The following is a 24147-nucleotide window of genomic DNA, read 5'->3' as shown; positions in this document are numbered from 1 at the left end:
TTCCGTATTTTAAGATAGAACAACCAGCTCCTGAGGAACTTTGCTTAACCGGCAGGCCTTCTCCCCCGGAGCGCCAACCACATAAGTATCTAAGATAATGGACGTTTCATCACCTTTCGTATAACGAGGCTGCAGACTCAAAACCATCCCCGGCTGAAGTTTCATCTGGTCCCAGTCATACAGCTGCGGACTTTCTGTTGTTAGATTTCCGATGCCGCGAATCTGGAATATATTCTCATCCGTTTTGGCTCCCCGCACTTTTAGATAATGATTAACCTCCTCCCGGATTTCGTGCAATGTTTTTCCCGGTCTAATACTGCCCGCCTGAAACTTTATCAGCTCCACACATTCTTTCCAAACCTTTCGGGCCTTCATGCATGGCTCCTGAAAATAAAAAATGCGGCCGGTTTCAGAATAATAGCCGCCAAGTCCGGGGGTTTCATAAATAATATGTACCCAGTCATCCTCCTGCAATCTGTATTCCGGAAAGCAGAGATGAGCCCGTGTCTTAGGATGTACCGTTGGAAAAGAACCTACTGTTTTATTTTTCCCGGAGGTCATCAAAATCTTTGGCATAACACTCATATCCGCTCCCAGCTCTGATAACAAGCTTATAATCCTGCTCCAGATCTCTGACTGCGTCAGTCCGGGTTTCAGATATTCTGCCCCATACTCTATTAACCGGTCCTGTATCCAGACCGCATGCTTAACTGCCTCTAACTCTTCCTGGCTTTTTACAGCTTTCATAACATCCAGTTCCCGGCAGAAATCTATCAGTTCCACTCCCGGCAGTACTTCTGCCAGATACTGATAAAAAGAAAGGGGCATCCGCCCCAGCCCGCAGTAAGCAATCCGTTTCACTCCATTTAATACTTCCTGAAGCAGATCTTTCGTTCCCGCCAGATACGGGCAGTCATTTCCGCTGACTGACTGCATTCCCGCTCCTGGTATCAGTATTAACTCTCCCTGAACCGGCAGAACCGCTGTCATGGTGCTTTTATAGCCAGAAGTACCGGTCAGCCAGGTAATATACGGATCCACAGCCATACTGGCCGACGGAAAACACAGCTGTGCAATCAGAAGATCTGCCCCTGCAGCCTTAAGCCTTTGTCTTACCAGATTATGACGGCGCCTGATCTCCTGTTTGGAAAAAAATAAATTTCCGGCAAAGTAACCCATATCGTGAATCAGTCCGTTCCGTTTCTTTTCAGTCTCCATTTTCGCCCCTTTTCTCCCTCATTCAGCCTTCCTTCTTCTCTGTCCCGTGAAAGCCGATATGATCCTGATTGGTTTTCAGCCATTCTTTCGCACAATTCATAAACTTTTTAGCCGAAGGAGACAGCCTTGCTTCTGAAGCCGTCACAATCCCAAACCGTTTTGCCGGCCAGTCCAAAAGGCGCACTGCCGCCACATCGGCCCGTTCCCCTGATATAATAAAATATGGAAGGATAGAGACACCTATTCCCTGCTCCACCATAGACAAAATAGTTCCTGTATCCTTAATGCGATAGGCAGTCTGATTATCAATTCTGCTTTTTTCCATCAGTGTCTGAAGCCCTTTATCATGAACCCAGTCCGGCATAATCAGCTTCTCATGCCTGATTTCTTCTAATGTCAGTTCCATCCTGCCCCGAAGCGGATCTGACTTTGGCATAACAACCATATACGGGTCATCAATTACATGGTAAAAATCCAAAAGTTTTGTGGTGGGTTCTCCGGCAAAGGCAATGTCTATCACCCCATTTTGAAGATCTGTCTGCACCTCTTCATACAAGTTCAGTACAATTTCTATCTGAATATTGGGATACTCTGCCTCCATATATTGAATCATGCTTGGAAGCCACTGCTTTGTCACACGGCGCAGTCCTCCCACTTTCACAGTACCCTTTTCAATTCCCTTAAAAGACAGCACCTCATTTTCCAGTCTCTGCTGAGCTTCCAGTACATCTGAAATATAAGGCAGCAGCGCTTCTCCAGCTTCAGACAGGGATATTTTCCCTCTGTTTCTCACAAACAGCGGAATCCCCCACTCTTCTTCCAGCTTGGCAATGGTATAGCTGACCCCCGGAACAGTCTGATGCGTATTTACAGCAGACCGGCTCATACTTTTGGTTTTTGCAACTTCCATAAACGTCTCATACTTTGATAAATAAGAAGACATCTTTATCCTCCTGACATTTGGCATTCTGGACTCATTTTACCATGACCGCCGCACTTTATACAGAGCTTCCCCCATATTAACCTCACTTTTTCCATTCATTTTTCATATCCAGTCTTTATATTTTACAAAGCTTTTACTGATCATTTATAAAAAATCGTTTTTGCGACATGACTCCATTCCGCCACAGTGCCATCCACAGCGGAGCGTTTTTTGCTCTATAGGAATCGGTACTTTTCAGCTTTATCACAACACAGTATTTCTTATAGAGCAAAAAAAGCCCGGCAGCATACTGCTTTTTCGTACACTGCCGGACCTTATGCATATTTATACAAAATTTGAAGATTAACGTTTTAATAACTGCTCTGTATCCTCTTTTGCATCCGGCATCTTTGGAAGCTCTACTCCCAATGCCATCATCAGCTTCAACGGATTATTAATTTCCCGCATCTCAAGGATCAGCCCGTCTTTCATTTTAAAGCAGAATACATAATGGTTTTCATATTTGGTTGGTTCTTTGGAATCTCCTACCTTCTGTTCACCGCCGCCGTATGCCTCTGCCCAGAATTTATTTGGATCCTGTGTATCGTCAATAACAATGTCCCGCCATCCCCAGGTGGGGAAAAATGTCTTATTTGCGGTAAAATTCTTTAATACTTCCTCTTTACCCTCCCAGCGCTGGGGAGCCCCGCCGTTTGCCGCAAAGGTCAGTTCCTTACAGCCGTCTGTATCAAACAGTTCGGCTCTGGCTTCCGCATGGCGTTTAAAAAATTCTGCTATGGTCCCTCTGTTTTTCTCTCTTAATTCTTTATCTTCACACATAACTTTCTTCCTCCTATACAATGATACTTATATTTATGCTTCCTCTTTTTGTGCATTGGCTCTTCTGACAGCCAGCTCTTCTCTGATCTCTTTCATCTTTTCTGCCTTAACCCGAAGGAAAATCAGCCCAAGAGCAGAAAGGAGGAAAAATGCCGCCGGTACCACACAGCTGATAAGACGGATTCCTTCTCTGGCCGCCTGTGTCTGCTCAAACCCTCTGGCCGCATCATATCCTACTGCACTTAATAAAACAGATATCAGCATCGTTCCAAAACCAGTGGTGATTTTCTGGATAAAGGTCAGCACAGTATTTACCGTTCCCGGAGCCCCCACACCATTCTTCCATTCGCCGTAATCCACAGCATCAGGGATAAAGCTGAAGGTAACCGCATAGACAATCATCATCCCTACCGTAAAACCGGTACACATCAGATAACCGCTGACGGTAAACATACTGAATGCATACCCCAGCATTAAAAGGCCGCAGAATATAATTACACCAATCCAGTAAACCGCTGCCCGGCGCAGCCGCTTCATCATCATCGGAAGAAAAATCATACTGATAGCCGTTGCTACAATGGCTGCCACAAGCTGTCCCTGGCTCATTAATCCCGGATTCATTTTATAATACAGGAAGTAATAGCTCATCAATCCGCCAAACATGGCTATTCCGATAGAATGAAGCACATTGCAGATCAGTGCCCCAAGGAAAATCTTATTGCCTTTAAATACTTTAAAACCTTCTTTGATGGGCAGAGCCTTGCCTGCATTTAACTGTACCCGTTCACGAAGTGTCAAACCGCAGAGCAGGTAACAAACAATACTTACTACTGCCACAAACACTCCCAGAGCTTTAAAAGCAGCTTCATTATTGGAAACTCCACCGCCGAAATACATCATAACCGGTGTCGCCGCCGCCACAATAATACCGCTGATATTTAGTCCCATCTGCCGTGCCAGAACCAGTCCCCGGCGCTCGTTATTATCTGCAGTGGCAACAGAAGTAAATGCACTGTAAGAAGTATACATAATCGTCGTAAATACACTTCCGTAAATCAAATAAATCAGATAAATCCAGAATAATGCAAATGCCGATCCCGGAGTTACAAACTTCGGACAGATAAACAGCATCATAAATGATAAGCACGCAGGAATTGCCATTGTCACATACCATGGCCTGAAAGAACCAAATCTTGTATGTGTACGGTCCCCGATGGTTCCAAAGAAAATATCTGTAAAAGCATCCACAAACCTGCAGACCAGAGTAACGGAGCCTGCATACAGCATAGGAATCTGAAGAATATTTGTCATAAACATCAGCAGATAAATTCCCATCAATGTATTCTGAATCTGATATCCGATCATTCCTGTGGCATATCCCACGTATTCTATTTTTCTTACCTTTGTTCCCGCGTAAGGAAGCTGAATCGGACCTTTTGATTTCATCATTGCTTTATCCCCCCAATTTTTTAAATACCGTGCGGAAACTCCACTTCCGGCAGTTCAATCCCGATGGTATGATACATCTGACAAAAATTCATATGTTCATGATACCGTTTAATCAGTCCATCTTCCATTTCGAAAACATGGAAGAAATAATTCTGATACTTTTTTTCCTCATACGCCGGAAATTTTAACTGAAACGTTCCCAGTGCTGATACAACTATATAGTTGGGATCGTCAGAAAGGAGCAGATGCATATCTGTATAAACCCCGTCTTCAAACCATTTGCTGTTCCATGCATCACTCATTTTTAACCCCTCATGCCCCGGAACTCCCCACTCAATAAATTCAGGTGCCGGATAATCTTTTGCAGGACCTGTATAGCCCCCCTGTCCGTCCTCTGTAAATAATTTCCAGCGGTTTAATCTCTCATCTCCGCTATAGGTCATATAAGCCATAACCGTTTCAATATTTTTCTTTCTTAATTCTCTTTCCTTTGGGAACGCGTCAAGGTATTTTTCAATGTCCATAGTATTCTCCTCCTTCGAACTTTTTTGAAAACATGTTTTACTGATATCAGCATAACATCCTGGCTTCAACATGCATATTCAATTTTACTTTAGTGATTTTAAATAATTTTTAATCCTTATTTTTCCTAATTTACATCAAAACTGATACAAGCTGATACAGCCAGTTTGCCAGAATACCCGCACACAGACCGCCTGCTGTATGACAGGCAATCGCCTTTCCGGTCATCCGCCGGCATCCAAAAGTATCCATCATAGCTGCGTGAGTGCTTAAAAAACCTCCCCAGCAGATACACATCGCTGTAAATACCGCCACATCATGTCCGGATGCCAGTCCCAGATTCACAAGATTGGGCACCAGACTAATAGCAGCTCCCGCTGCTCCCAATGCCGTAATGGGAACGGTAATCCCCTCCGGACTGGTAAATCCGAATAACGGCATCAATATAAAATCCAGTTTTTTCCCAATCCATGGCAGAATTGCGACTCCTTCATAGGCTCCTCCTGTGTATCCCCCTTCCGGAGCACCATTTGCCAGCATCAGGACCAGCGTGCAAATAATCAGTACTCCCGGTATGATGCTGATTCCCATCTGCACCCCTGACTTTCCTCCGGCTAACAGGGCATCCATAAACCTTGCTCCCACGCCTCCCTCACGTACTTTTCGATACAAAACGGCAGATTCGGACTCCGGTTTCAAGGATTTTCCCTGAGGCTTTCCTCTCCCATACTCCTTATAAGAAAGAAACAGTATCAGACGTGTACTGACAATACTGCCTGCAATTCCACCGGCATTTCCGATCACTGCCGGCAGAAGAAAACTCTCGCCAGAGGGAGATGCAATCCCAATCATAAAGGTAGTTACAATCATGCCCATTCCAAAAGATGTCCCAAGATTTACCAGGGCCGGCAGATGTTTTTTCTGAAAATACTCCGGAAAATTTTCATCTGCCTTAAGCGTCAGCACAGCCGGATTATCCGACAGATAAGTGGTTAATATGCCTACTGCGCTGGCCCCTGGCAGTCCGTAAATCGGTTTCATAAGGGGAGAGAGTCCTTTATTCAGAAGAGAAATAACCCCAAACTCAGAAAACAGCGCCGAGACAGCTCCCGATAAAACAGCAATTGCCATTACGTAAAATACCGTATCCAGCAAAAGCTGATATGCCGTATTCATTAATGTATTAAACATATGAATAGCTCCCATGTGAATCCCCAGAAACAAAAACAAAATCCCAATGCCCCCCAAAAACAAAAAAGCCTCCCCGCTGACTGCCTTTTTGCAGCCTTTCGGTATCTCATTATTTTCTTTGTTTTCTTTTCTACAACGCCTGCGCAGTATCAGCTCTTTTATCATATCCATCCCCTTTCCCTCCTTTTGTTGTCAAGGCCATGTTACCATTCCGTTTTCCCCAGCTCCATTCAAATACTTTTTTTGTGATGAAAAGAAGATTTTAATGCATTTTTCAATTTCTTATATCGCCTTTGCTATATATTACAACCAGTTAAAATTTTTTATAATTATACAAAAAAAACTTTAATTTTCATTTTCAGGTACGGGATTTACAATGAAAGAAAAATAGGAGGACCACAGGAAATGAATAAGAAAATAGCTTTTATCGGGTCCGGAAATATGGGGAGCGCTTTAATCCGTGCCGCCAGCCGGGCGTTAAATCCACAACAGATTTATATTACAGATTACGACCTGGCCAAAGCCTCTAGTCTGGCCAGAGAAACAGGATGTCAGACTGCCGCCACAAATGCAGATGCCGCCGGGCTGGGAGATTTTATTTTTTTATGTGTAAAACCACAGATCATAGGAGATGTTCTCCATGAAATTTCACCATATCTAAACCGGCAGTGCGAAACCGGGAAGGAAAAAGTGCTGATCTCTATTGCTGCCGGTCTGACCATTGAAACCCTTCGGCAAAAGCTGGATGGAGCATGCCGCCGGCTGCCCTTTGTGCGGATTATGCCAAATACACCGGCTGCCATTGGAAAAGGAATGCTTGCCATGGCTTTCGGTCCCGAAGTATCCGAAGATATTCTTGCGGATCTTGAACTGGTGCTGTTTCGAGCCGGCAGAATTGAGCGGCTTTCTGAAACAATGATGGACGCTTTCACAACCGTCAGCGGATGTGTTCCGGCTTTTGCTTATCTGTTTATTGAAGCACTGGCTGACGGAGCTGTTCTCACCGGTTTAAGCCGGCATCAGGCGCTTACTTATGCTGCCCAGGCTGTTTTGGGGGCAGCCGCTATGGTATTGGAAACAGGACGGCACCCCGGAGAATTAAAGGATGCCGTCTGCTCTCCCAAAGGCTCCACCATTGCAGGGGTTTCCGCTCTGGAAAGAAACGGTTTTCGTTCCGCAGCCATTGAAGCCATTACAGATGCCTATCAGAAAAATACAGAGCTTGGAAAAATTGGTTAAATTCAGATATTAAGATAAATGAATAACTACTGCCTCATTTCTTTCACGCAGCAAAGCAGCGCCCGTTACCTGAACGAAGGCGCTGCTTTGCTGTAATTATAGTTTCTTATAAAATTAAAACTCTCTTCTCTATTTCCCGCCGGACCACCAGATAATCTCTTTCTTTTCAAGGCTTTCCTTTACCTGAATCAAACGCTGGTTAGATGAGCCCCGAAACTGCAGACTGATGTCTTTTTGTTCCAGCTCAAATTCTCCGTCTACCAGCACATCAATCAAAGACAGCATCTCATCTGTCACCTCACATCTGGCCCGTCCGGTTCCTTCCTGCATACCGGTAAGCTCTTCTAAAACATATCCGCTGAAACACCAGATATCCTTATCCGGATACCGCTCCCGCACTTTGTGCAAAAAAGGTACCAGCGCTCTTTGATTCGCCGGCTCAAAGGGTTCTCCCCCAAGCAATGTCAGTCCCTGGATATAATCCGGAGCAAGAGCCTCTAAAATTCCCTGTTCCACGGTCTCATCAAACCGGTTTCCATACTTAAAATCCCAGGTTTCCGGCTGAAAACATTCCCTGCAGTGATGGGTACAGCCTGAGACAAACAGAGTAACCCGCACCCCCGGTCCATTTGCAATATCACATTTTTTTATCGCCGCATAGTTCATAGTATCCCCCGCCTTCCGGCCTACAGATGCAGAACCCTTTCTTTAATTTCCTGGGTACGTCCCTGGTTCCAGAACTGTGTGCCAATATAACCGCAGGTTCTTCTGGCCACATTCATTTTGTCCTGATCCCGGTTGCCGCAGTTCGGGCATTCCCATACCAGCTTATTGTGCTCATCAGAAATAATCTGAATCTCTCCGCTGTACCCGCATTCCTGGCAGAAATCGCTCTTTGTATTTAATTCTGCATACATGATATTATCATAGATATATTTCATAACAGACAGAACCGCTTCCAGGTTGTCCTGCATATTAGGCACTTCCACATAACTGATGGCTCCCCCCGGAGACAGTTTCTGGAACTGCGCTTCAAATTTCAGCTTATCAAAAGCGTCAATTTCTTCCGTTACATGTACATGATAACTGTTTGTAATATAGTTTCTGTCTGTCACATCCGGAATGATACCAAAACGTTTCTGCAGACATTTTGAAAACTTATATGTTGTAGACTCCAATGGCGTTCCATAAAGACTGAAATCCACGTTCTGTTCTGCTTTCCATTTCGCGCAGGCATCATTCATATGCTGCATCACTTCCAGTGCAAATGGTGTTGCGGCGGGATCCGTGTGGGATTTTCCTGTCATATATCTGACACACTCGCACAATCCTGCATATCCAAGAGAAATGGTGGAATATCCGCCATGTAAAAGCTCATCAATGGTCTCACCTTTTTTCAGTCTGGCCAGCGCTCCGTGCTGCCATAAAATCGGAGCCACATCCGAAGGCGTTCCCTCCAGACGGCGGTGACGGCACATTAGAGCTTTATAACACAATTCCAGTCTTTCATCAAAGATTTTCCAGAATTTTTCCATATCTTTTCCGGAAGAGCAGGCTGCATCTACCAGGTTAATGGTCACAACACCCTGATTAAATCTTCCGTAGTATTTCGGTTTGTTTGTTTCCGGATCCACATAGGGGGTCAGGAAGGAACGGCATCCCATACAGGTATAGCAGTGTCCCTCTCCGTTTTTATCTACTTTATTCTGAAGCATTACCTTTTCTGAAATATAATCCGGCACCATCCGTTTTGCAGTACATTCTGCCGCCAGTTTCGTCAGATAATAATATTTGCTTCCCTCTTTAATATTATCCTCTTCCAGTACGTAAATCAGCTTTGGAAATGCAGGTGTTATGTAAACTCCCTTTTCATTTTTAATTCCCTGCATCCGCTGTTTTAATACTTCCTCAGTTACCATTGCCAGATCATCTTTCAGCTGGCCGTCTTCTACTTCGTTCAGATACATAAAAATTGTGATAAAGGGCGCCTGTCCATTGGTTGTCATCAATGTAATAACCTGATACTGAATCATCTGAACGCCCTGCTGAACTTCTTTTCTGACACGCATTTCAGCTACCTGATTAATGGTATCCTGATCAGCATCAATGCCGGCCTCTGCAAAATTAGCCGCAACCTCTTTCCGGAATTTTTCACGGCTTACCTGTACAAAAGGAACCAGCTGCGCCAGGGAAATGCTCTGGCCGCCATACTGAGAACTTGCAATCTGCGCAATTGCCTGAGTAGCAACATTGCAGGCTGTTGAAAAACTGTGAGGTTTCTCAATCATAGTCTCACTGATTACCGTTCCATTCTGAAGCATATCTTCCAGATTGATCAGACAGCAGTTGTGCATATGCTGTGCAAAATAGTCTGCGTCATGGAAATGAATCAGCCCCTGCTCATGGGCTTCTACGATTTCAGGCGGAAGCAGAAAACGCTTGGTAATATCCTTGCTTACCTCCCCTGCCATGTAATCTCTCTGAACACTGTTAACTGCCGGATTTTTATTTGAATTTTCCTGTTTTACTTCCTCATTATCAAATTCCAGAAGACTTAAAATCTGTTCATCAGTAGAATTTGTTTTACGCACCAGTGCTCTTTTATAACGATATGTAATATAATTTCTTGCCACGGAAAATGCCCGCTGATTCATAATCTGATTTTCAACAAAATCCTGAATTTCCTCCACGCTGAGCGCACGGTTCATTCCCTCACAGATGGTCCGCATATTTGCAGAAATAACTGCAATCTGTTCTTTGCTCATTTTTTCATTATCCGGCACAGAGCTGTTTGCTTTGATCACCGCCGCTGTAATTTTATCCAGATCAAACTGGACTTCTGTTCCACTTCTCTTTATGATTTTCATGCCCGTCTCCTGTTTCTGTTATACTATATATAGATCTTATTTTTTTATGTCTGCTGACATTGTACAACATATGGTATTTGATTACAATACCCAAAACCATATATTGTGTCTTTTGAAATCAGTCTCATTTCACAATACCAGATCTTGTGTCTGAATATTCTAATGGAATCATTCTTATTATACTGATTTTCGGGCATGAAAAAAGGGCTATTGCAACACCTCTGGCACAAGTTTTCCCGGTAACAGTCTTTCCTCTGTATTTTCAGAAAACTTCCAAAGTCTGCAAACAGCCCTGAATTATTATAAATCGGCTCTCTTACCTTCTTGAACTTATTTCAACATTTCAATTGCCTTTTCAATACGTGCAACAGATTCCTCTTTTCCCAGTACCTCCATCAGTTCTGTAGCTCCTCCCGGAGTCATCTGTTTTCCGGAAACAGCCGTGCGGACAGGCCACATCACATAGCCGTTTTTGTATCCTTTTTCTGTAATATACTCTTTCAGCATCTGATACAGGGCATCGTTGCTGTAGTCCTCCTGATTTTTCAGTTTCGGCAGAACCTCTGTCAAAACTTCTAATGATGTCTCCGCATTTGTTTTCATTTTCTTGTGTGTATACATGGAGATATCATAATCCGGAAGTGTATCAAAGAAATCAATATGTTCACCAATCTCCGGAAATGTTTCAATTCTGGTTTTCACCATCTGGGCAATTTTCTTAAGATCATAATCTTTTTTAACTGCCTTCCGGATATACGGCTCTGCCATCTCATAAAAAGTATCAAAATCCATGGCTTTTAAATACTCGCCGTTCATCCATTTCAGTTTCGTCATATCAAAAACCGCAGGTGATTTGCTGATATGATGGTAATCAAATTTTTGTATCAGCTCTTCCATAGAGAAAATCTCCTGATTATCAGAAGGACTCCATCCAAGAAGAGCCACAAAATTTACCACAGCTTCCGTGAGAAATCCCTGCTCAATGAGGTCTTCATAGGAAGAATGCCCGCACCGCTTGCTGAGTTTCTGATGCTCTTCATTGGTAATCAGCGGACAGTGGATATACTTTGGCTCTTCCCAGCCAAAAGCCTGATACAGTCTGGTGTATTTCGGTGCTGACGACAGATACTCATTTCCCCGGACTACATGAGTAATTTTCATCAGATGGTCATCCACTACATTGGCAAAGTTGTAAGTAGGATATCCGTCAGATTTTATGAGAATCATATCGTCCAGTTCAGAATTTGGCTGTGTAATATCCCCGTAAATTTCATCATGAAAGGTTGTCTCACCTTCGTTGGGAACATTGGCACGAATCACAAAAGGCCTGCCTTCGGCAAGGTTTGCCTCCACTTCCTCTTTTGACAGATGCAGGCAGTGCTTATCGTAAACACTGATTTCCTTATCTCCGATGGTCTGTTTTAAAGATTCCAGACGCTCTTTATCGCAGAAGCAGTAATAAGCCTCTCCTTTTTCAATGAGCATTTTGGCATATTCCATATAAAGTCCGGATGCACAGCGCTCACTCTGCACATAAGGACCGTAACCGCCGTCTTTATCCGGCCCTTCATCGTGAATCAGCCCAGTCTTTTTCATGGTGCGATATATAATATCAAGAGCCTCATCCATAAAACGCTCCTGATCGGTATCTTCAATTCTTAAAACAAACTCTCCGCCTTCATGTTTTGCAATCAAATACGTATATAATGCAGTCCGAAGATTCCCTACATGCATTCTCCCTGTAGGACTTGGTGCAAATCTGGTTCTGACTTTTGTCATTATCTGGCCTCTTTTCTTTTATCTTTTCATTTTATTTATGTTTTTCTTTTACTCCGGCTATTATATACGAAAAAGACTGTTTTCTCAACTGTTTCCCCGAGATTTTCCGTGGATATCCCGTAATAAAAGCTGTGTGTACTGTATTTTTCCTGCGCTGTTTCTTGGAATCTGTGGAATTTTCCTTACCAGAAACGCTGATTGGTGCAATCTTGTCTGTTCTGAAAGAAAGCCTGCAATCTCACCGGGAGCAGCTGGGCTTTTATCTTCTATATAAATGCAGATTTTCTCATCGGTTCCCGTACAGGCTGCCACACTGTCCGGATACCGGCAGGCCAGCATCTTTTCCAGCATATCAAGACTGATGCGTTTTCCAAATATCTTTAAAAATCGTTTCTTTCTTCCGGTAATATAATAAAACCCTTCTGCATCCCGTTTTGCCAGATCTCCTGTAGCAAGCCTGCCTCTTTGCTCATCACCTCTTGACAGATCTTTGCGCCCCCCGGCATATCCCAAAGAAACATTTGGCCCATAATAGATCAGCTCTCCTTCTGTTTCCGGCGCTTCGATCACCATTCCTTCCTCATCCTGAAGCTCCAGACGGCCCCCGGGAACCGCAATCCCAATACTCCCGGGCTTTTCCAGATTTTTTTCCCAGGGAAGGTAGGACATCCGGGCAGTGGCTTCCGTCTGGCCGTACATAATAAAAAACTTTATTCCTTTTTTTCTGGTCCAGGAGGCAAAATACTGCTGAAGGGTTCCCGACAGCCTGCCTCCGGCCTGGGTCAGTACTTTTAAATCCGGCAGTTCCATGGCATCCAGCCGCAGCCGTTTCAGCATTTCATATGTATGAGGCACACCGGCCAGAGCCGTGGCTCTCTGCTCCTTTACCAGCTTCCAAAAACGCTCTTCAAATACCGTTCCTGTTGTCAGCAGTATAGATGCACCTTTTAGCACATGGCTGTTAATTACAGACAGTCCATAAGTATACTGCATAGGCAGATTTGTCACCGGCCGGTCATCTTTTGTAAGATTCAGATATCCGGCAATAGACAGTGCATTACTCTGCAGATTTTCATAGCTAAGCCGCACAAGCTTTGGACTTCCGGTGCTGCCGGAGGTTGGCAGCAGCAGCCCCAGTTCAGGATACATCTGGCAGCGCCTCTCCCCGGTTCTGACTGTGAGATATGCTGCATTTTCCCACAAAATATGTCCCTTTGGCATTTTATTTTTTTCGGCTGCCGGATAAATACAGATTTCCGGCTCATAAATTTTCATCATCTCTCTGATCTGCTCCGGCGGCAGATCTTTATCTAACAGAACCGGCACAATTCCCCTGCGCAGCATCCCAAGATATGCACTGACAGCTTCCAGCTGATTGCTGCAAAATAAAAAAGCAATAGTTCTGGACGGTATTCCCTTCAGCATCTCATCCGCCAGATCATAGCTTTCCTGATAGGTCAGATGCTCCCCGGTTTCTGTTATAAACAGTATCCTTTCCCTGTACAAATCTGTTTCCTCATAAAATTTCATCATCTTTCCTCCGTAAGAAGCAGATATAAATCCTTCCGGTCCCAGACCGGATCAAAAACCAGGGCTTCTCCGGGGGAAACCACCCGGTCAACACCAGGACATCCGGCGGCTCTTATTTCATCATACAGCTGCTTTTTACAGATACCTGCAGCTGCAATGGTCTGAATCTTTGCCTCCATCCAGGGATACAGCTCACTTGTTTCCTTTATATCTTTTTCAAAAAACATACCACACACCCCGGAAAGCTCCCATAAATGCTCGGGCAGTTCTTTGCAGGGAATAATATACAACCGGTTTCCAAAACGCTTTACAGGCTCCAGACCTTTTTGTTCCAGACAGGCTCTGCAAAGCTTTTGATATTTTGCCACGGACTTATAAAAGTCCAGAGGATACGCCTTTGCCTGTTCTGCCAGCGCCGTATGCCAGCGGTCTTTTGCAAGACTTATCTCTTCCCTGGCCGCTTCCCCTGTCAGCCAGAAAACAGTAATGGGACTGGAGCAGGCATTCTGATCTGCTCCGTATGTGTCCTGGTAAAACCGATATGCCAGTTGACATAATTCTTCTTCTGATTGTTCCAGTATATAAGAGACCGATAACACTGCAATGGAATATTTATCCGGAAATATGATATCTGATGCTCCCTTTGCCAGAGGAATCTTTTGAATGCTTCGCACGGTATCATCACTGCCCCATATGATACGGACCTGACAGCATTCTGAGTACATCTGTGTCACTTTTCGGTCTGCCCGGTATCGGACAAAACTGCTGCACTCCTTCAGCTCTCTGTATGTTTCCTTTTGAAACAGCTCTTCTATAAGGTTACATAAAATATCTGTCTCCGGAGCACTCTGCCCCGGCAGCCGGACAACATTTCCATTTCCTGCAAGCAGCCCAACAGCCCATGAATAAGCGAACATCACCGGCATATTAGAAGGTACAATATGAAATACCAGCCCCTTCCCACGGCGTCCCTGACGTTTCATTGCTTTTAAGTTTGCCGGACGGCACCAGAATCCAAAAGCACACAGATCCGGATATCGCTGCAGTTCTTTCTTTTTCCGGATATATTCCGATACTTCCGTCAAAAAACCAACCGCTAATTCATCAAAAACTGCCGCCTTCCGGGGCTTTGGTTTTAAAACTCCGGCCGCCAGAAAGATATTCGCGTCTGTCTTTTTGGCCCGGCTTTCTGCCAGCACATCACTGCAGCCCCGCAGCCCGGTTTTTGGTATTCTTCCTGTTACTTTAAAATAGCTTCCCTTCCGCCCGCAGGGGCAGTGGTCTGTTCCCAGCAGGATGCCAAGATCTTCCGTCAGAATCCTGTGGCCCGGATAGGATTTGGCTAAGACACTGGAAAGTGCTAAAATCCCCTCTTCCCCTGTGTCACATTCTGAAAAATCTGCAGCCCGAAGCACCCGTATATCAGAATAGCAGCTGGCATGAAGATGACCACACTCACACTCCATAAAAATACTTCCCGTCTGCTCCGCCATCCCGTAATAGCTGCTGATATGTCTGATGCCGCAGACACGTTTCAGTTCCCTGGCAAATACATCTTCGGAAACGGCTATCTGCTGCATTTTTTTCCAGCCTCCTCCATGAATCAGATATCCATTTGACAAATCAAGGGACAGACCTCTTCTCTTTAATTCCTGGCAGAAATATTCCCAGACAATATAAGTAAATCCAAAAACCAGAATGTTTTCTCCCTCATGCTTTTTAAGAAAAGCCGTGATTTCCTCTGTCAATAAATGCATCTGTTCATCCAGTGCATAGCACCGCTCAGCAGAAAGTATGGAAAACCCTAAAATCCCTGCACCTCTGGCAGAAAATCCTCTCCGGTCTCTTAAAACATTCCGGCTGTCAATCACCAGCATCGGCAGCCGCTGATTCCCAATAAAATCTCCTGCAATTTCACACAAAGCCTTCTGCTGAAGATTCGCCGTCTCCCGGTCCAAAAAGATCCGGGAGACACGCTCACCGGAAGTTCCTGAAGAAGTAATTATTTTCACGATTTCTGATTCCGGGACACTTTTCAACTCCAAATCCTTAAATGCACTTACCGGGACAAAAGGCATTTCTTCTTTCAGACCGCCGCAAAGCCTCCGGTACGGCTCACATTTGTTTTTGTGTATCTTTGTAAGTTCTCTTAATTCCCGGTTTATCCTGCGGTTCTTTTCCTGCTGTGAAAGCCTGTATACCCCTTTATTTTCATTCATATGCCCCCATCTCCCTTGTATAAACATAGGGCTGCCCATGGCCGGGATAAATAAACAATCCCGACGGCAGACACGCAAAATATTTTCTGGCCTCTTTTTCATATCTGTCCGGAGCTCCTCCGGTAAATCTTGTAATCACCGGCTGATTCTGAATCAGATAATCTCCCGTAAACAAAAAAGCCTCATCCAGCCAGATCACGCTGCTGCCCTTAGAATGCCCCGGCAGCGCCTTCATGGTAATCCGGCATCCCTCCCATAAAAAACTATACTCTCCCTGAAATATTTCATCTGCAGGCCTGCATACAAAATCCGGGTGCCGTTTTCCGGCAGTCTGTCCTGTCTGATAATAGACATACATATCATAAATCGAAGACAAATTACTTCTAACATTCTGGATGCCCAGACTGCAGGCTTCGCTGGCCGCTGCCGGAATCTGAAAGTACTCCCGGATTTCTTCCAGCCCTTTGATATGATCAAAATGTTCATGGGTCAGCAGAATCTTTTCCGGCTGCCATCCACACTCCGAAATCAGCCCTTTGATTTTATCCGGTTCATTGGGATCTATAATAAGAACCTTTTTATTCTTTTCTATCAGATAGCTGTTGCTTCCCATTGTTTCTGAACTGACCGTAATAATCATTGCTTTCCCCTCTGCTTTTACTCCAGAATAACGCCATATTCTGCCAGCACTTCTTTTCCTTTTTTATAAGAAGAAAATGCCAGCACATCCGATGTCTCCATTCGGATTTCAAACTCGCCCTCCAGTTCTGCAATCAAATCCATATGTCCAATGGAATCCCACTGGGGAATTCCCCTGTATTTCAATTCTAAAAGCTCATCCTCTGTTACATCCAGATTCCGGATAAACGCCCGGTTATATTTTTCAAGATTTGTCATTCTTTTGTTTCTCCTTTATATAAAATTTCCGTTTAGAAAGTATCTGACTGCAGTCTGCCTGGACAACAGTTAATCCATCCTGGTTCACGCACCGCCCCTTTAACAGTACCCGATAATGACCGGGATACTCCTCAATATCTTCCAGTACAACTTCAGCCGTAATGGTATCTCCCCAGAATACCGGCAGATCAAAAGTAATACTGGTTCCCGAAAAAACAGTTCCCGGCCCCGGCAGCTTCATGCCCATCACCGTTGAAATCAGGCTTGCGGTAAGCATTCCATGTACCACAGGCTTTCGATACAGACTTTCGGACGCCGCGCCCGGATCCAGGTGGATACTGTTAAAGTCTCCAGTTAACCTGGCAAACGCTGCCACGGCCTCCTCATCCAGCACTTTCGTAAAAAACGCCTGCTGCCCCGGATACAGAATTTTCCTTCCGTCTTCGGTCCAGGAATTTCCATGGGCCTTCCCCTCTTTTTGACTGTCCGGTTCCATTTTCCGGCATCCGGCTTTGAAAGCCTCCAGCAGCTCTTTCTTTATTTTTACAAAATCCTTTCCCTGTACAGCCTCAAAAATCTTCTGCTTTGCCTTTAATAATTCTTTCTTTCCGCAGGCCGCCGAACATCCGTGGATAACCAGCCAGAAATCACATACTTCATTACTGTCATAAGTAAACACAAGGTCTGTATCTTTATGTTCATCATTTTCTCCGGCACAGAAAGCTCCGGTTTCTTCTGCACGCCGGATATCCTTTAACAGTCCGGTTTTTAACTTTTCTGTTTCCTGCTGGCGTGAATACCTTGGATTGCACCCGCCGCAGTATTTAATTCCGATTTTCATGGTTCAAAATCCTTCTGGCAAAATCCATAAGTTCCCGGCTGGTCTCCTGAACCAGAACTACATCCTCCACCTGAGGCACCGCCTCCATAATCTCTTTTTGAATCAGCTCCTCCGTGGTAATTCTTGCGGAAGGACATCCGGAACATTTTCCCAGCAGACGTATCCGCAAAATCCCCTCTTCAAAAGACAGCACCTTTACATCTCCCTCATGTTCAAGGAGGGCCGGCCGGACTTTTTTTTCTAACACTTCCTGTATTCTTTCCATCATAATGTACCCTTTCTTTCCCTGTTTATCTGTTAAAATATATAGCAAATTTTATGCCAGTTTTATTGGAATAAAACTGATACGCCGACCCGGTTTTATTCAAAATTCCTTTATCTTGTCTCCTCTTTTTTGTTTCATATTCAAAACACATATCCAATATTTGTTCCATTTTCAAAACATTTTCTTGTCTTTTGTTTCGTTTTTGAGTACACTAAATATATAAAAATAAAAAAATCCGGCAGAAAGGAACTTTTATGGAAATCAAAAAAGATATCAACCAATGGCTCAGCGCTGTGCTGGAAAACTCCTTTGACGGAATCTATATTACCGACGGCCAGGCCAATACCATTATGGTCAATAAATCTTATGAGACAATTACCGGACTGAAACGGGAAGAGGTACTTCACCAAAACATGCGTGATCTGGTGGAACGAAAGATCATTTCCTCCTCCGGCTCCCTGATGGTTCTGAACACCGGCGGCCCCATCACCCTCCATCAGGAGTTTAAAACCGGAAAAAAAGCTCTGATTACAAGCTCTCCCATCTATAATGAAAAGCATGAAATCATTATGGTTGTCACAAATGTCCGGGATCTGACAGAGATCTATCATCTAAAGGTAGAAGTTGAAAAAACAGCGGAGCAGAAAAAGAAGCTGCAGCAGGAATTAGCCCATATGCAAAAAGAACTTCTCTCCGGAGACATGATTGCCGAGGATGAAAATACCCTTGCCGCACTGCGCCTTGCCGATAAGGTCTTAGAGCTTGATACTACCGTGATTCTCCTTGGAGAAACCGGCGTGGGCAAAGAAATCTTCGCCAAATACATTCACCAGCACAGCAGCCGGAAGGAAAATTCCTTCATCCGGGTCAACTGCGGCGCTATCCCAGAGAATCTGCTGGAGAGCGAACTGTTTGGATATGAAAAAGGCTCCTTTACAGGCGCTGACCGCCAGGGAAAACCCGGCCTGTTTGAAGTAGCAGATAAAGGCACAATATTTCTGGATGAAATCGGCGAGCTTCCTTTATCCATGCAGGTAAAGCTGCTCCGGGTACTGCAGGAACAGGAAATTGAACGAATCGGCAGCACCGTTCCCCGAAAAATCGACGTCCGGATTCTGGCCGCCACAAACCGCAGCTTAGAAGATATGGTAAAGGCGGGCACCTTTCGGGAAGACCTCTACTACCGGCTTATGGTATTTCCCATTCACATTCCTCCCCTCCGCCACCGTCCAGGAGATATCCCTGCACTTGTGACACTGTTTTCCAATGATCTGAATCGGAAATACGGCTTTGTGAAAACCTTTTCCAACGCTTCCATGCAGATCCTCACAGACTATGACTGGCCCGGCAATATCCGGGAGCTGAAAAATGTCGTAGAGCGGGCCATTATTATCAGCAGCGGGGAAATCATCCACCCGGATGAACTGCCCATGATACAGAGGACAGAAGCTCCAAAGCCCCGGCTTCTCCCTGCCAGATACGGCAATAATCTTTCCGCCTATCTGGAAGAAATCGAACTTCAGTATATCAACGACGCCTACCATACTTACGGCAATGTCCGGGACGCCGCAAAAAGCCTTCAAATGTCTCCCGCCACCTTTGTCCGGAAACGCAAAAAAAATTCTCCAGACTGAGAAAAAAGAATCCTGCCACGGCAGGATTCTCAGCCTGCATCAGATTCTCCAGCATTTAAGTCCCGCTCTTTCCAAACCTGTGTCATGAAACTGGCACAGGTTTTGCATTTATATTTTGATATCAACAAAATTTGAAACATTAATCAAAAGGAAAGGAAGTTTTTATTATGGCACTTATGACAGGAGAACAGTATGTAGAAAGCATCCGCAAAATGAATATGCAGATTTATATGTTTGGGGAAAAAATCGAAAATCCGGTGGACCATCCGATTTTGCGCCCGTCCTTAAATTCTGTAAAAATGACCTATGATCTGGCGTCCATGCCGGAATACGAAGATCTCATGACAGCAAAATCCCATATCACCGGGGAAAAAATCAACCGTTTCACTCATATTCATCAAAATACGGAAGATCTTAGAAAAAAAGTAAAAATGCAGCGGCTCTGCGGCCAGAAGACAGCTGCCTGCTTCCAGCGCTGTGTAGGCATGGATGCCTTCAACGCCGTTTACAGTACATCTTATGAATGCGATGAAAAACATGGCACCCACTATCATGACAACTTTTTAAAATTCTTAGAGTACACCCAGCGCAACGACTTAACCGTTGACGGTGCAATGACAGACCCCAAAGGAGACCGTTCCAAAGCTCCTCATGCACAGGCTGATCCTGACCTGTATCTGCGTGTGGTAGAAACAAGAGCCGACGGCATTGTTGTCCGGGGCGCCAAAGCCCACCAGACCGGTATTATCAACTCCCACGAAGTAATTGTTATGCCAACCATCGCCATGGGCGAGGACGATAAGGATTATGCCGTATCTTTTTCTGTTCCCGTTGATACGGAAGGGATCTATATGATTATCGGACGCCAGTCCTGCGACACCCGGAAAATGGAAGGCGGTTCTATTGATGTTGGAAACTCTGAATTTGGCGGTGTAGAAGCTCTGGTTGTGTTTGATGACGTATTTGTTCCAAATGACCGTATTTTCTTAAATGGAGAGTATGAATTTGCCGGAATACTGGTAGAACGCTTTGCCGGCTATCACAGACAGTCCTATGGAGGATGTAAAGTAGGCGTGGGTGATGTATTAATCGGAGCTGCCGCTGTAGCTGCGGAATACAATGGTGCCCAGCGCGCTTCCCATGTAAAAGATAAATTAATCGAAATGACGCATTTAAACGAAACGCTGTATTGCTGCGGCATTGCATGTTCTGCGGAAGGCACGAAAACAGCCTCCGGCAACTACATCATTGACCTGCTTTTAGCCAATGTCTGCAAACAAAATATTACAAGATTTCCATATGAAATCGCCCGTCTGGCTGAGGATATCGCCGGAGGTCTTATGGTTACAGCGCCATCCGAAAAAGATCTGTCTGATCCGAAACTGGGTCCGGTGATTGACAAATACTTTAAAGGCGTTGCAGAGGTGTCTACTGAAAACCGCATGAGAATTTTAAGACTGATTGAAAACCTGACCCTGGGAACCGCAGCAGTAGGCTACCGGACAGAATCCATGCACGGCGCCGGCTCTCCGCAGGCTCAGCGGATTATGATTTCCCGCCAGGGCAATCTGGCCATGAAAAAGAAGCTTGCAAAAGCAATCGCCAAAATCGAAGAATAAGGAGGCCGCCAAATGAGCTGGAAAACAGAATACCGGCAGAAACTTATGTCGGCCGAAGAAGCCTTAAAAAAAATCCCTCCCGGTGCCCGTATCGCACTGGGCCATGCAGTGGGAGAACCCGGATATCTTGTTCATACACTGTCCCGGCATCCGGAATGGTTTGAGAATACAGAAATCTGCCATATGGTTTCCCTTGGAGAAAATAAGTACTGTCAGGAAGGTATGGAACCTTACTTCCGCCATAATTCTCTGTTTGCCAGCGGCGGAACAAGAGACGCTATTGCTTTCGGCCGGGCGGACTTTACCCCATGCTTTTTCTATCAGATTCCGGAGTTGTTTACCACCACTCTTCCGCTGGACGCCGCCCTTGTTATGGTCACACCGCCGGACGAAAACGGGAATGTAAATCTTTCCGTTTCCTGTGATTACACCAAAAGCGCCATTCAGAACGCAAAACTTGTAATTGCTCAGGTCAATGACCAGATGCCATGGGTTTACGGTGATAATACAGTATCCGTTCATGAGATTGACTGCTTTGTGGAACACAGCGCTCCTCTGCCTGAGCTAAAGCCGGCCCCTCTGGGAGAAGTGGAAAAAGCCATTGGAAAACACTGCGCTTCCCTGATTCAGGATGGTGATACTCTGCAGCTTGGCATCGGAGCCATCCCCGACGCCGTACTGCTGTCATTAAAAGATAAAAAAGATCTTGGCATCCATTCAGAAATGTTTTCAGACGGTGTGGTAGAGCTGGCCGAAACAGGAGTAATCACCAACCGCAAAAAAGTATTCCATCCGGGAAAATCCATTGTTACTTTCCTGATGGGAACCAAACGGTTGTATGATTATGTAAACCATAATCCAGATGTGGAAATGCACCCAGTAGATTATGTAAATCACCCGGCAGTGGTGGCTAAAAATGACCATATTGTGTGCATTAATTCCTGTGTACAGGTAGACCTGATGGGTCAGATCTGTTCAGAATCGGTAGGTTTAAAACAGATCAGCGCTGTGGGAGGACAGGTAGATTTCGTCCGGGGCGCCGCTATGGCAGATCACGGAATTTCCATTATCGCCATGCCTTCCACTGCGGCCAGAGGGACTCTGTCAAAAATTGTGCCAATTCTGGATACCGGAGCTGCGGTCACTACCTCCCGATGCGATGCAGACTATATCGTAACCGAATACGGCATTGCCCACTTAAGGGGGCGAACGCTAAAAGACCGGGCACGGCTTTTGATTCACATTTCCCACCCGGACTTCCGTCCAAATTTGATTCAGGTATTTGAGCAGCGTTTTCACTGCAGCTATCAGCCGCCTGAATCATATTAAGCGACCCGCCGCAGGCGGAGAATCCTGCCGTGGCAGGATTCTTTTTCATATCGGGCATTGTAGACCAAACATATCTCTGGTAAAATATCATATAGATTACTTAAGATAAGATGATAAAAGGGGGATGTTTCTATGGAACTAAAAATGGAACTCAGTCAAAAACAGATACTTTCTCAGCGTATGATTCAGTCAATGGAAATCCTGCAGATGAGTACTGTAGAGCTGGAAAGCTACATAGAAAATCTCTCACTGGAAAACCCGGTAGTGGAACTGGCCGAATCCTATGAGGCCGCAGAACAGGACAAACAGGCTGACCTCCAGCGGAAGCTGGACTGGCTGGATTCCACTGACCGGCAGAACCACATATACTATCAGCAGGAACGGGACAGCGATAATCTCCAGGACAACTGGAATGTCGCCAATTCCGGCGGAGAGCTGCTCAGCGACTATCTCCTCTCCCAGCTGATTGCTTCCGAATATACGCCTTCGGAAAAAGAAATCATCGAATATCTGATTCTCTCACTGGACCAGCGGGGATACCTTACCGAAGATCTGTCCTCCATTGCCGGGCGTTTCCACCTATCTGAAACTGACGTGGAAAAACTTCTAGCAGACGTCCAGGCACTGGATCCTGCCGGCGTAGGCGCAAGAAGCTTAAAAGAATGCCTGCTGCTGCAGCTGCACCGGCGCAAAAATTTTTCCCCGGTAACAGAACAGTTGATTTTAAATCATCTGGAGGATATCGGGAAAAATCATCTTCCGGCCATTGCAAAGTCGCTGCATCTTTCTATGGAAGAAATACAAAAAGGCTGTGAGGAATTAAAATCCCTGAACCCCAAACCCGGCAACGCTTTCAGCGACAGAGAACAGCTGCGCTATATTACTCCGGATATTTTTATCGTAAAGCTGGAAAATAAATTTGAAATTCTGATTAACGAATACCAATATCCGAATTTTAATATCAGCAGTTACTATCAGTCCATGTTAAAGGAAAATGCAGATGCGGAAGTTCAGAAATACCTGTCTTCCAAAATTCAGCAGGCAGAATGGGTAAAGAACTGTATTTCCCAGCGAAGCTCCACCCTCTCCCGGGTCACCCACGCCATTGTAGACCGGCAGCAGGACTTTTTCCTGTACGGTCTCTTGCACAATAAACCGCTGCGTCTCTGTGACCTTGCACAGGAGCTGGAACTTCATGAATCTACCATCAGCCGGGCCATGCGCGGTAAATATCTGCAGTGCTCCTGGGGAATCTTTCCGCTGAACTACTTTCTGGCCGCTTCGATCTCCCGGCAGGGGAAAAAGGAAGAAGGTATAACCCCTGCCCAGATTAAAGAAGTCATAAAACAGATCATCAACGGAGAAAACAAAGAAAAACCTTTCAGCGACCGGCTGATCTCCGAAGAGCTTGAGAAGCATGACATTAAGCTTTCCAGAAGAACCGTGGCAAAATACCGGGAAGAACTTGGAATTCCGGATAAAAGCGGACGGAAAAGCTGGCAGTAAAAGTTTTATAAAAACAAAAAAACATTCCTGCTGATATCAAAATCTTTGCAGATCGATATTTTGCAGGAATGTTTTTTAGTATCCGGAAAACCTTAAACCTTTCTCATTCTAAAACTATTCTTTATTTTTATTGTCTTTTTCCTCTATTAAATTCTTGAGATCTTTTAATGTATGATCTATAGATTTCAGCCGGCGGTAAAATGCAATGACAACCAAAATGATTATTACATAAATAATGATTGCACCGATACTCCAAGTAAAATATGTCATTATTATCTCT

The 24147-nt window shown here is 44.9% G+C and carries 21 protein-coding genes; 5 read left to right on the top strand and 16 right to left on the bottom strand.

Annotation, left to right across the window (positions count from 1 at the left end; all coding sequences use genetic code 11):
- Positions 1–9: 9 nt before the first annotated feature.
- The 6 genes from OCV88_RS08480 to OCV88_RS08455 all read right to left on the bottom strand — a co-directional run bounded on the left by OCV88_RS08480 (position 10) and on the right by OCV88_RS08455 (position 6313).
- Positions 10–1218: a M24 family metallopeptidase gene (locus OCV88_RS08480; RefSeq protein WP_158425080.1), complete on the bottom strand. Its 1209-nt coding sequence runs from the start codon at positions 1216–1218 to the stop codon at positions 10–12.
- A gap of 22 nt (positions 1219–1240) precedes the next feature.
- Positions 1241–2161 (bottom strand): LysR family transcriptional regulator, encoded by a 921-nt coding sequence (locus tag OCV88_RS08475; RefSeq protein ID WP_262591044.1) that lies wholly within the window; start codon positions 2159–2161, stop codon positions 1241–1243.
- Between the two features lie 342 nt (positions 2162–2503).
- The gene (locus OCV88_RS08470) at positions 2504–3001 is read right to left on the bottom strand and encodes a phenazine biosynthesis protein (protein ID WP_262591043.1); all 498 of its coding nucleotides are present in this window, start codon (positions 2999–3001) and stop codon (positions 2504–2506) included.
- Between the two features lie 12 nt (positions 3002–3013).
- On the bottom strand, positions 3014–4429 hold the full coding sequence (locus OCV88_RS08465) for an MFS transporter (protein ID WP_158425077.1): 1416 nt from the start codon (positions 4427–4429) through the stop codon (positions 3014–3016).
- Positions 4430–4449: 20 nt separating this feature from the next.
- Positions 4450–4953 carry a PhzA/PhzB family protein gene (locus OCV88_RS08460; RefSeq protein ID WP_262591040.1) on the bottom strand — a complete coding sequence of 168 codons (504 nt, stop codon included), beginning with the start codon at positions 4951–4953 and terminating at the stop codon, positions 4450–4452.
- A gap of 130 nt (positions 4954–5083) precedes the next feature.
- Entirely contained in the window at positions 5084–6313 is a 1230-nt protein-coding gene (locus tag OCV88_RS08455; protein WP_262591039.1) for a CD0519/CD1768 family membrane protein, read from the bottom strand.
- Between the two features lie 234 nt (positions 6314–6547).
- Here OCV88_RS08455 and proC point away from each other — a divergent pair, with 234 nt between their 5' ends.
- Positions 6548–7381 (top strand): pyrroline-5-carboxylate reductase, encoded by an 834-nt coding sequence (gene proC / locus OCV88_RS08450; RefSeq protein WP_158425075.1) that lies wholly within the window; start codon positions 6548–6550, stop codon positions 7379–7381.
- A gap of 129 nt (positions 7382–7510) precedes the next feature.
- Here proC and nrdG read toward each other — a convergent pair whose 3' ends face one another.
- The 9 genes from nrdG to OCV88_RS08405 form a co-directional block, all read right to left on the bottom strand.
- Positions 7511–8047, bottom strand: a complete 537-nt coding sequence (nrdG, locus tag OCV88_RS08445) for an anaerobic ribonucleoside-triphosphate reductase activating protein (protein ID WP_158425074.1) — start codon at positions 8045–8047, stop codon at positions 7511–7513.
- 20 nt (positions 8048–8067) lie between these two features.
- Positions 8068–10248, bottom strand: a complete 2181-nt coding sequence (gene nrdD / locus OCV88_RS08440; RefSeq protein ID WP_158425073.1) for an anaerobic ribonucleoside-triphosphate reductase — start codon at positions 10246–10248, stop codon at positions 8068–8070.
- A gap of 330 nt (positions 10249–10578) precedes the next feature.
- Complete coding sequence (gene gltX / locus OCV88_RS08435; RefSeq protein ID WP_158425072.1) at positions 10579–12027, bottom strand: glutamate--tRNA ligase; 1449 nt, start codon at positions 12025–12027, stop codon at positions 10579–10581.
- 84 nt (positions 12028–12111) lie between these two features.
- Positions 12112–13560 carry an AMP-binding protein gene (locus OCV88_RS08430; protein WP_158425071.1) on the bottom strand — a complete coding sequence of 483 codons (1449 nt, stop codon included), beginning with the start codon at positions 13558–13560 and terminating at the stop codon, positions 12112–12114.
- Positions 13557–15776, bottom strand: a complete 2220-nt coding sequence (locus OCV88_RS08425) for a LuxE/PaaK family acyltransferase (RefSeq protein ID WP_158425070.1) — start codon at positions 15774–15776, stop codon at positions 13557–13559. The genes OCV88_RS08430 and OCV88_RS08425 overlap by 4 nt, the downstream gene beginning before the upstream one ends.
- Positions 15769–16416 carry an MBL fold metallo-hydrolase gene (locus OCV88_RS08420; RefSeq protein WP_158425069.1) on the bottom strand — a complete coding sequence of 216 codons (648 nt, stop codon included), beginning with the start codon at positions 16414–16416 and terminating at the stop codon, positions 15769–15771. The genes OCV88_RS08425 and OCV88_RS08420 overlap by 8 nt, the downstream gene beginning before the upstream one ends.
- Positions 16417–16433: 17 nt before the next feature.
- The gene (locus tag OCV88_RS08415) at positions 16434–16673 is read right to left on the bottom strand and encodes an acyl carrier protein (RefSeq protein WP_158425068.1); all 240 of its coding nucleotides are present in this window, start codon (positions 16671–16673) and stop codon (positions 16434–16436) included.
- A complete protein-coding gene (locus OCV88_RS08410; RefSeq protein WP_158425067.1) occupies positions 16660–17514 on the bottom strand; it encodes a MaoC family dehydratase in 855 nt (284 codons plus the stop codon). Before OCV88_RS08410 ends, OCV88_RS08415 begins: the two co-directional genes overlap by 14 nt.
- Complete coding sequence (locus tag OCV88_RS08405) at positions 17498–17782, bottom strand: NifU family protein (RefSeq protein WP_158425066.1); 285 nt, start codon at positions 17780–17782, stop codon at positions 17498–17500. The genes OCV88_RS08410 and OCV88_RS08405 overlap by 17 nt, the downstream gene beginning before the upstream one ends.
- Positions 17783–18033: 251 nt before the next feature.
- Here OCV88_RS08405 and OCV88_RS08400 point away from each other — a divergent pair, with 251 nt between their 5' ends.
- The 4 genes from OCV88_RS08400 to rpoN all read left to right on the top strand — a co-directional run bounded on the left by OCV88_RS08400 (position 18034) and on the right by rpoN (position 23867).
- Positions 18034–19413 (top strand): sigma-54 interaction domain-containing protein, encoded by a 1380-nt coding sequence (locus OCV88_RS08400; protein ID WP_158425065.1) that lies wholly within the window; start codon positions 18034–18036, stop codon positions 19411–19413.
- A 167-nt stretch (positions 19414–19580) separates the two neighbouring features.
- Positions 19581–21032, top strand: a complete 1452-nt coding sequence (locus tag OCV88_RS08395) for a 4-hydroxyphenylacetate 3-hydroxylase family protein (protein ID WP_158425064.1) — start codon at positions 19581–19583, stop codon at positions 21030–21032.
- A gap of 12 nt (positions 21033–21044) precedes the next feature.
- The gene (locus OCV88_RS08390; protein WP_158425063.1) at positions 21045–22361 is read left to right on the top strand and encodes an acetyl-CoA hydrolase/transferase family protein; all 1317 of its coding nucleotides are present in this window, start codon (positions 21045–21047) and stop codon (positions 22359–22361) included.
- A gap of 132 nt (positions 22362–22493) precedes the next feature.
- On the top strand, positions 22494–23867 hold the full coding sequence (gene rpoN / locus OCV88_RS08385; RefSeq protein WP_158425062.1) for an RNA polymerase factor sigma-54: 1374 nt from the start codon (positions 22494–22496) through the stop codon (positions 23865–23867).
- Positions 23868–23981: 114 nt separating this feature from the next.
- Here the strand turns inward: rpoN and OCV88_RS08380 are convergent, their stop codons facing one another.
- Positions 23982–24137, bottom strand: coding sequence for a hypothetical protein (locus OCV88_RS08380; RefSeq protein ID WP_262591034.1), 156 nt, complete (start codon positions 24135–24137; stop codon positions 23982–23984).
- Positions 24138–24147 lie beyond the last annotated feature (10 nt).

The organism is Brotonthovivens ammoniilytica (assembly GCF_025566885.1).
GTDB classification, from domain to species: domain Bacteria; phylum Bacillota; class Clostridia; order Lachnospirales; family Lachnospiraceae; genus Brotonthovivens; species Brotonthovivens ammoniilytica.
Note: the sequence above shows the minus strand (reverse complement) of the source record. Positions and strands in the feature narration are given on the sequence as shown.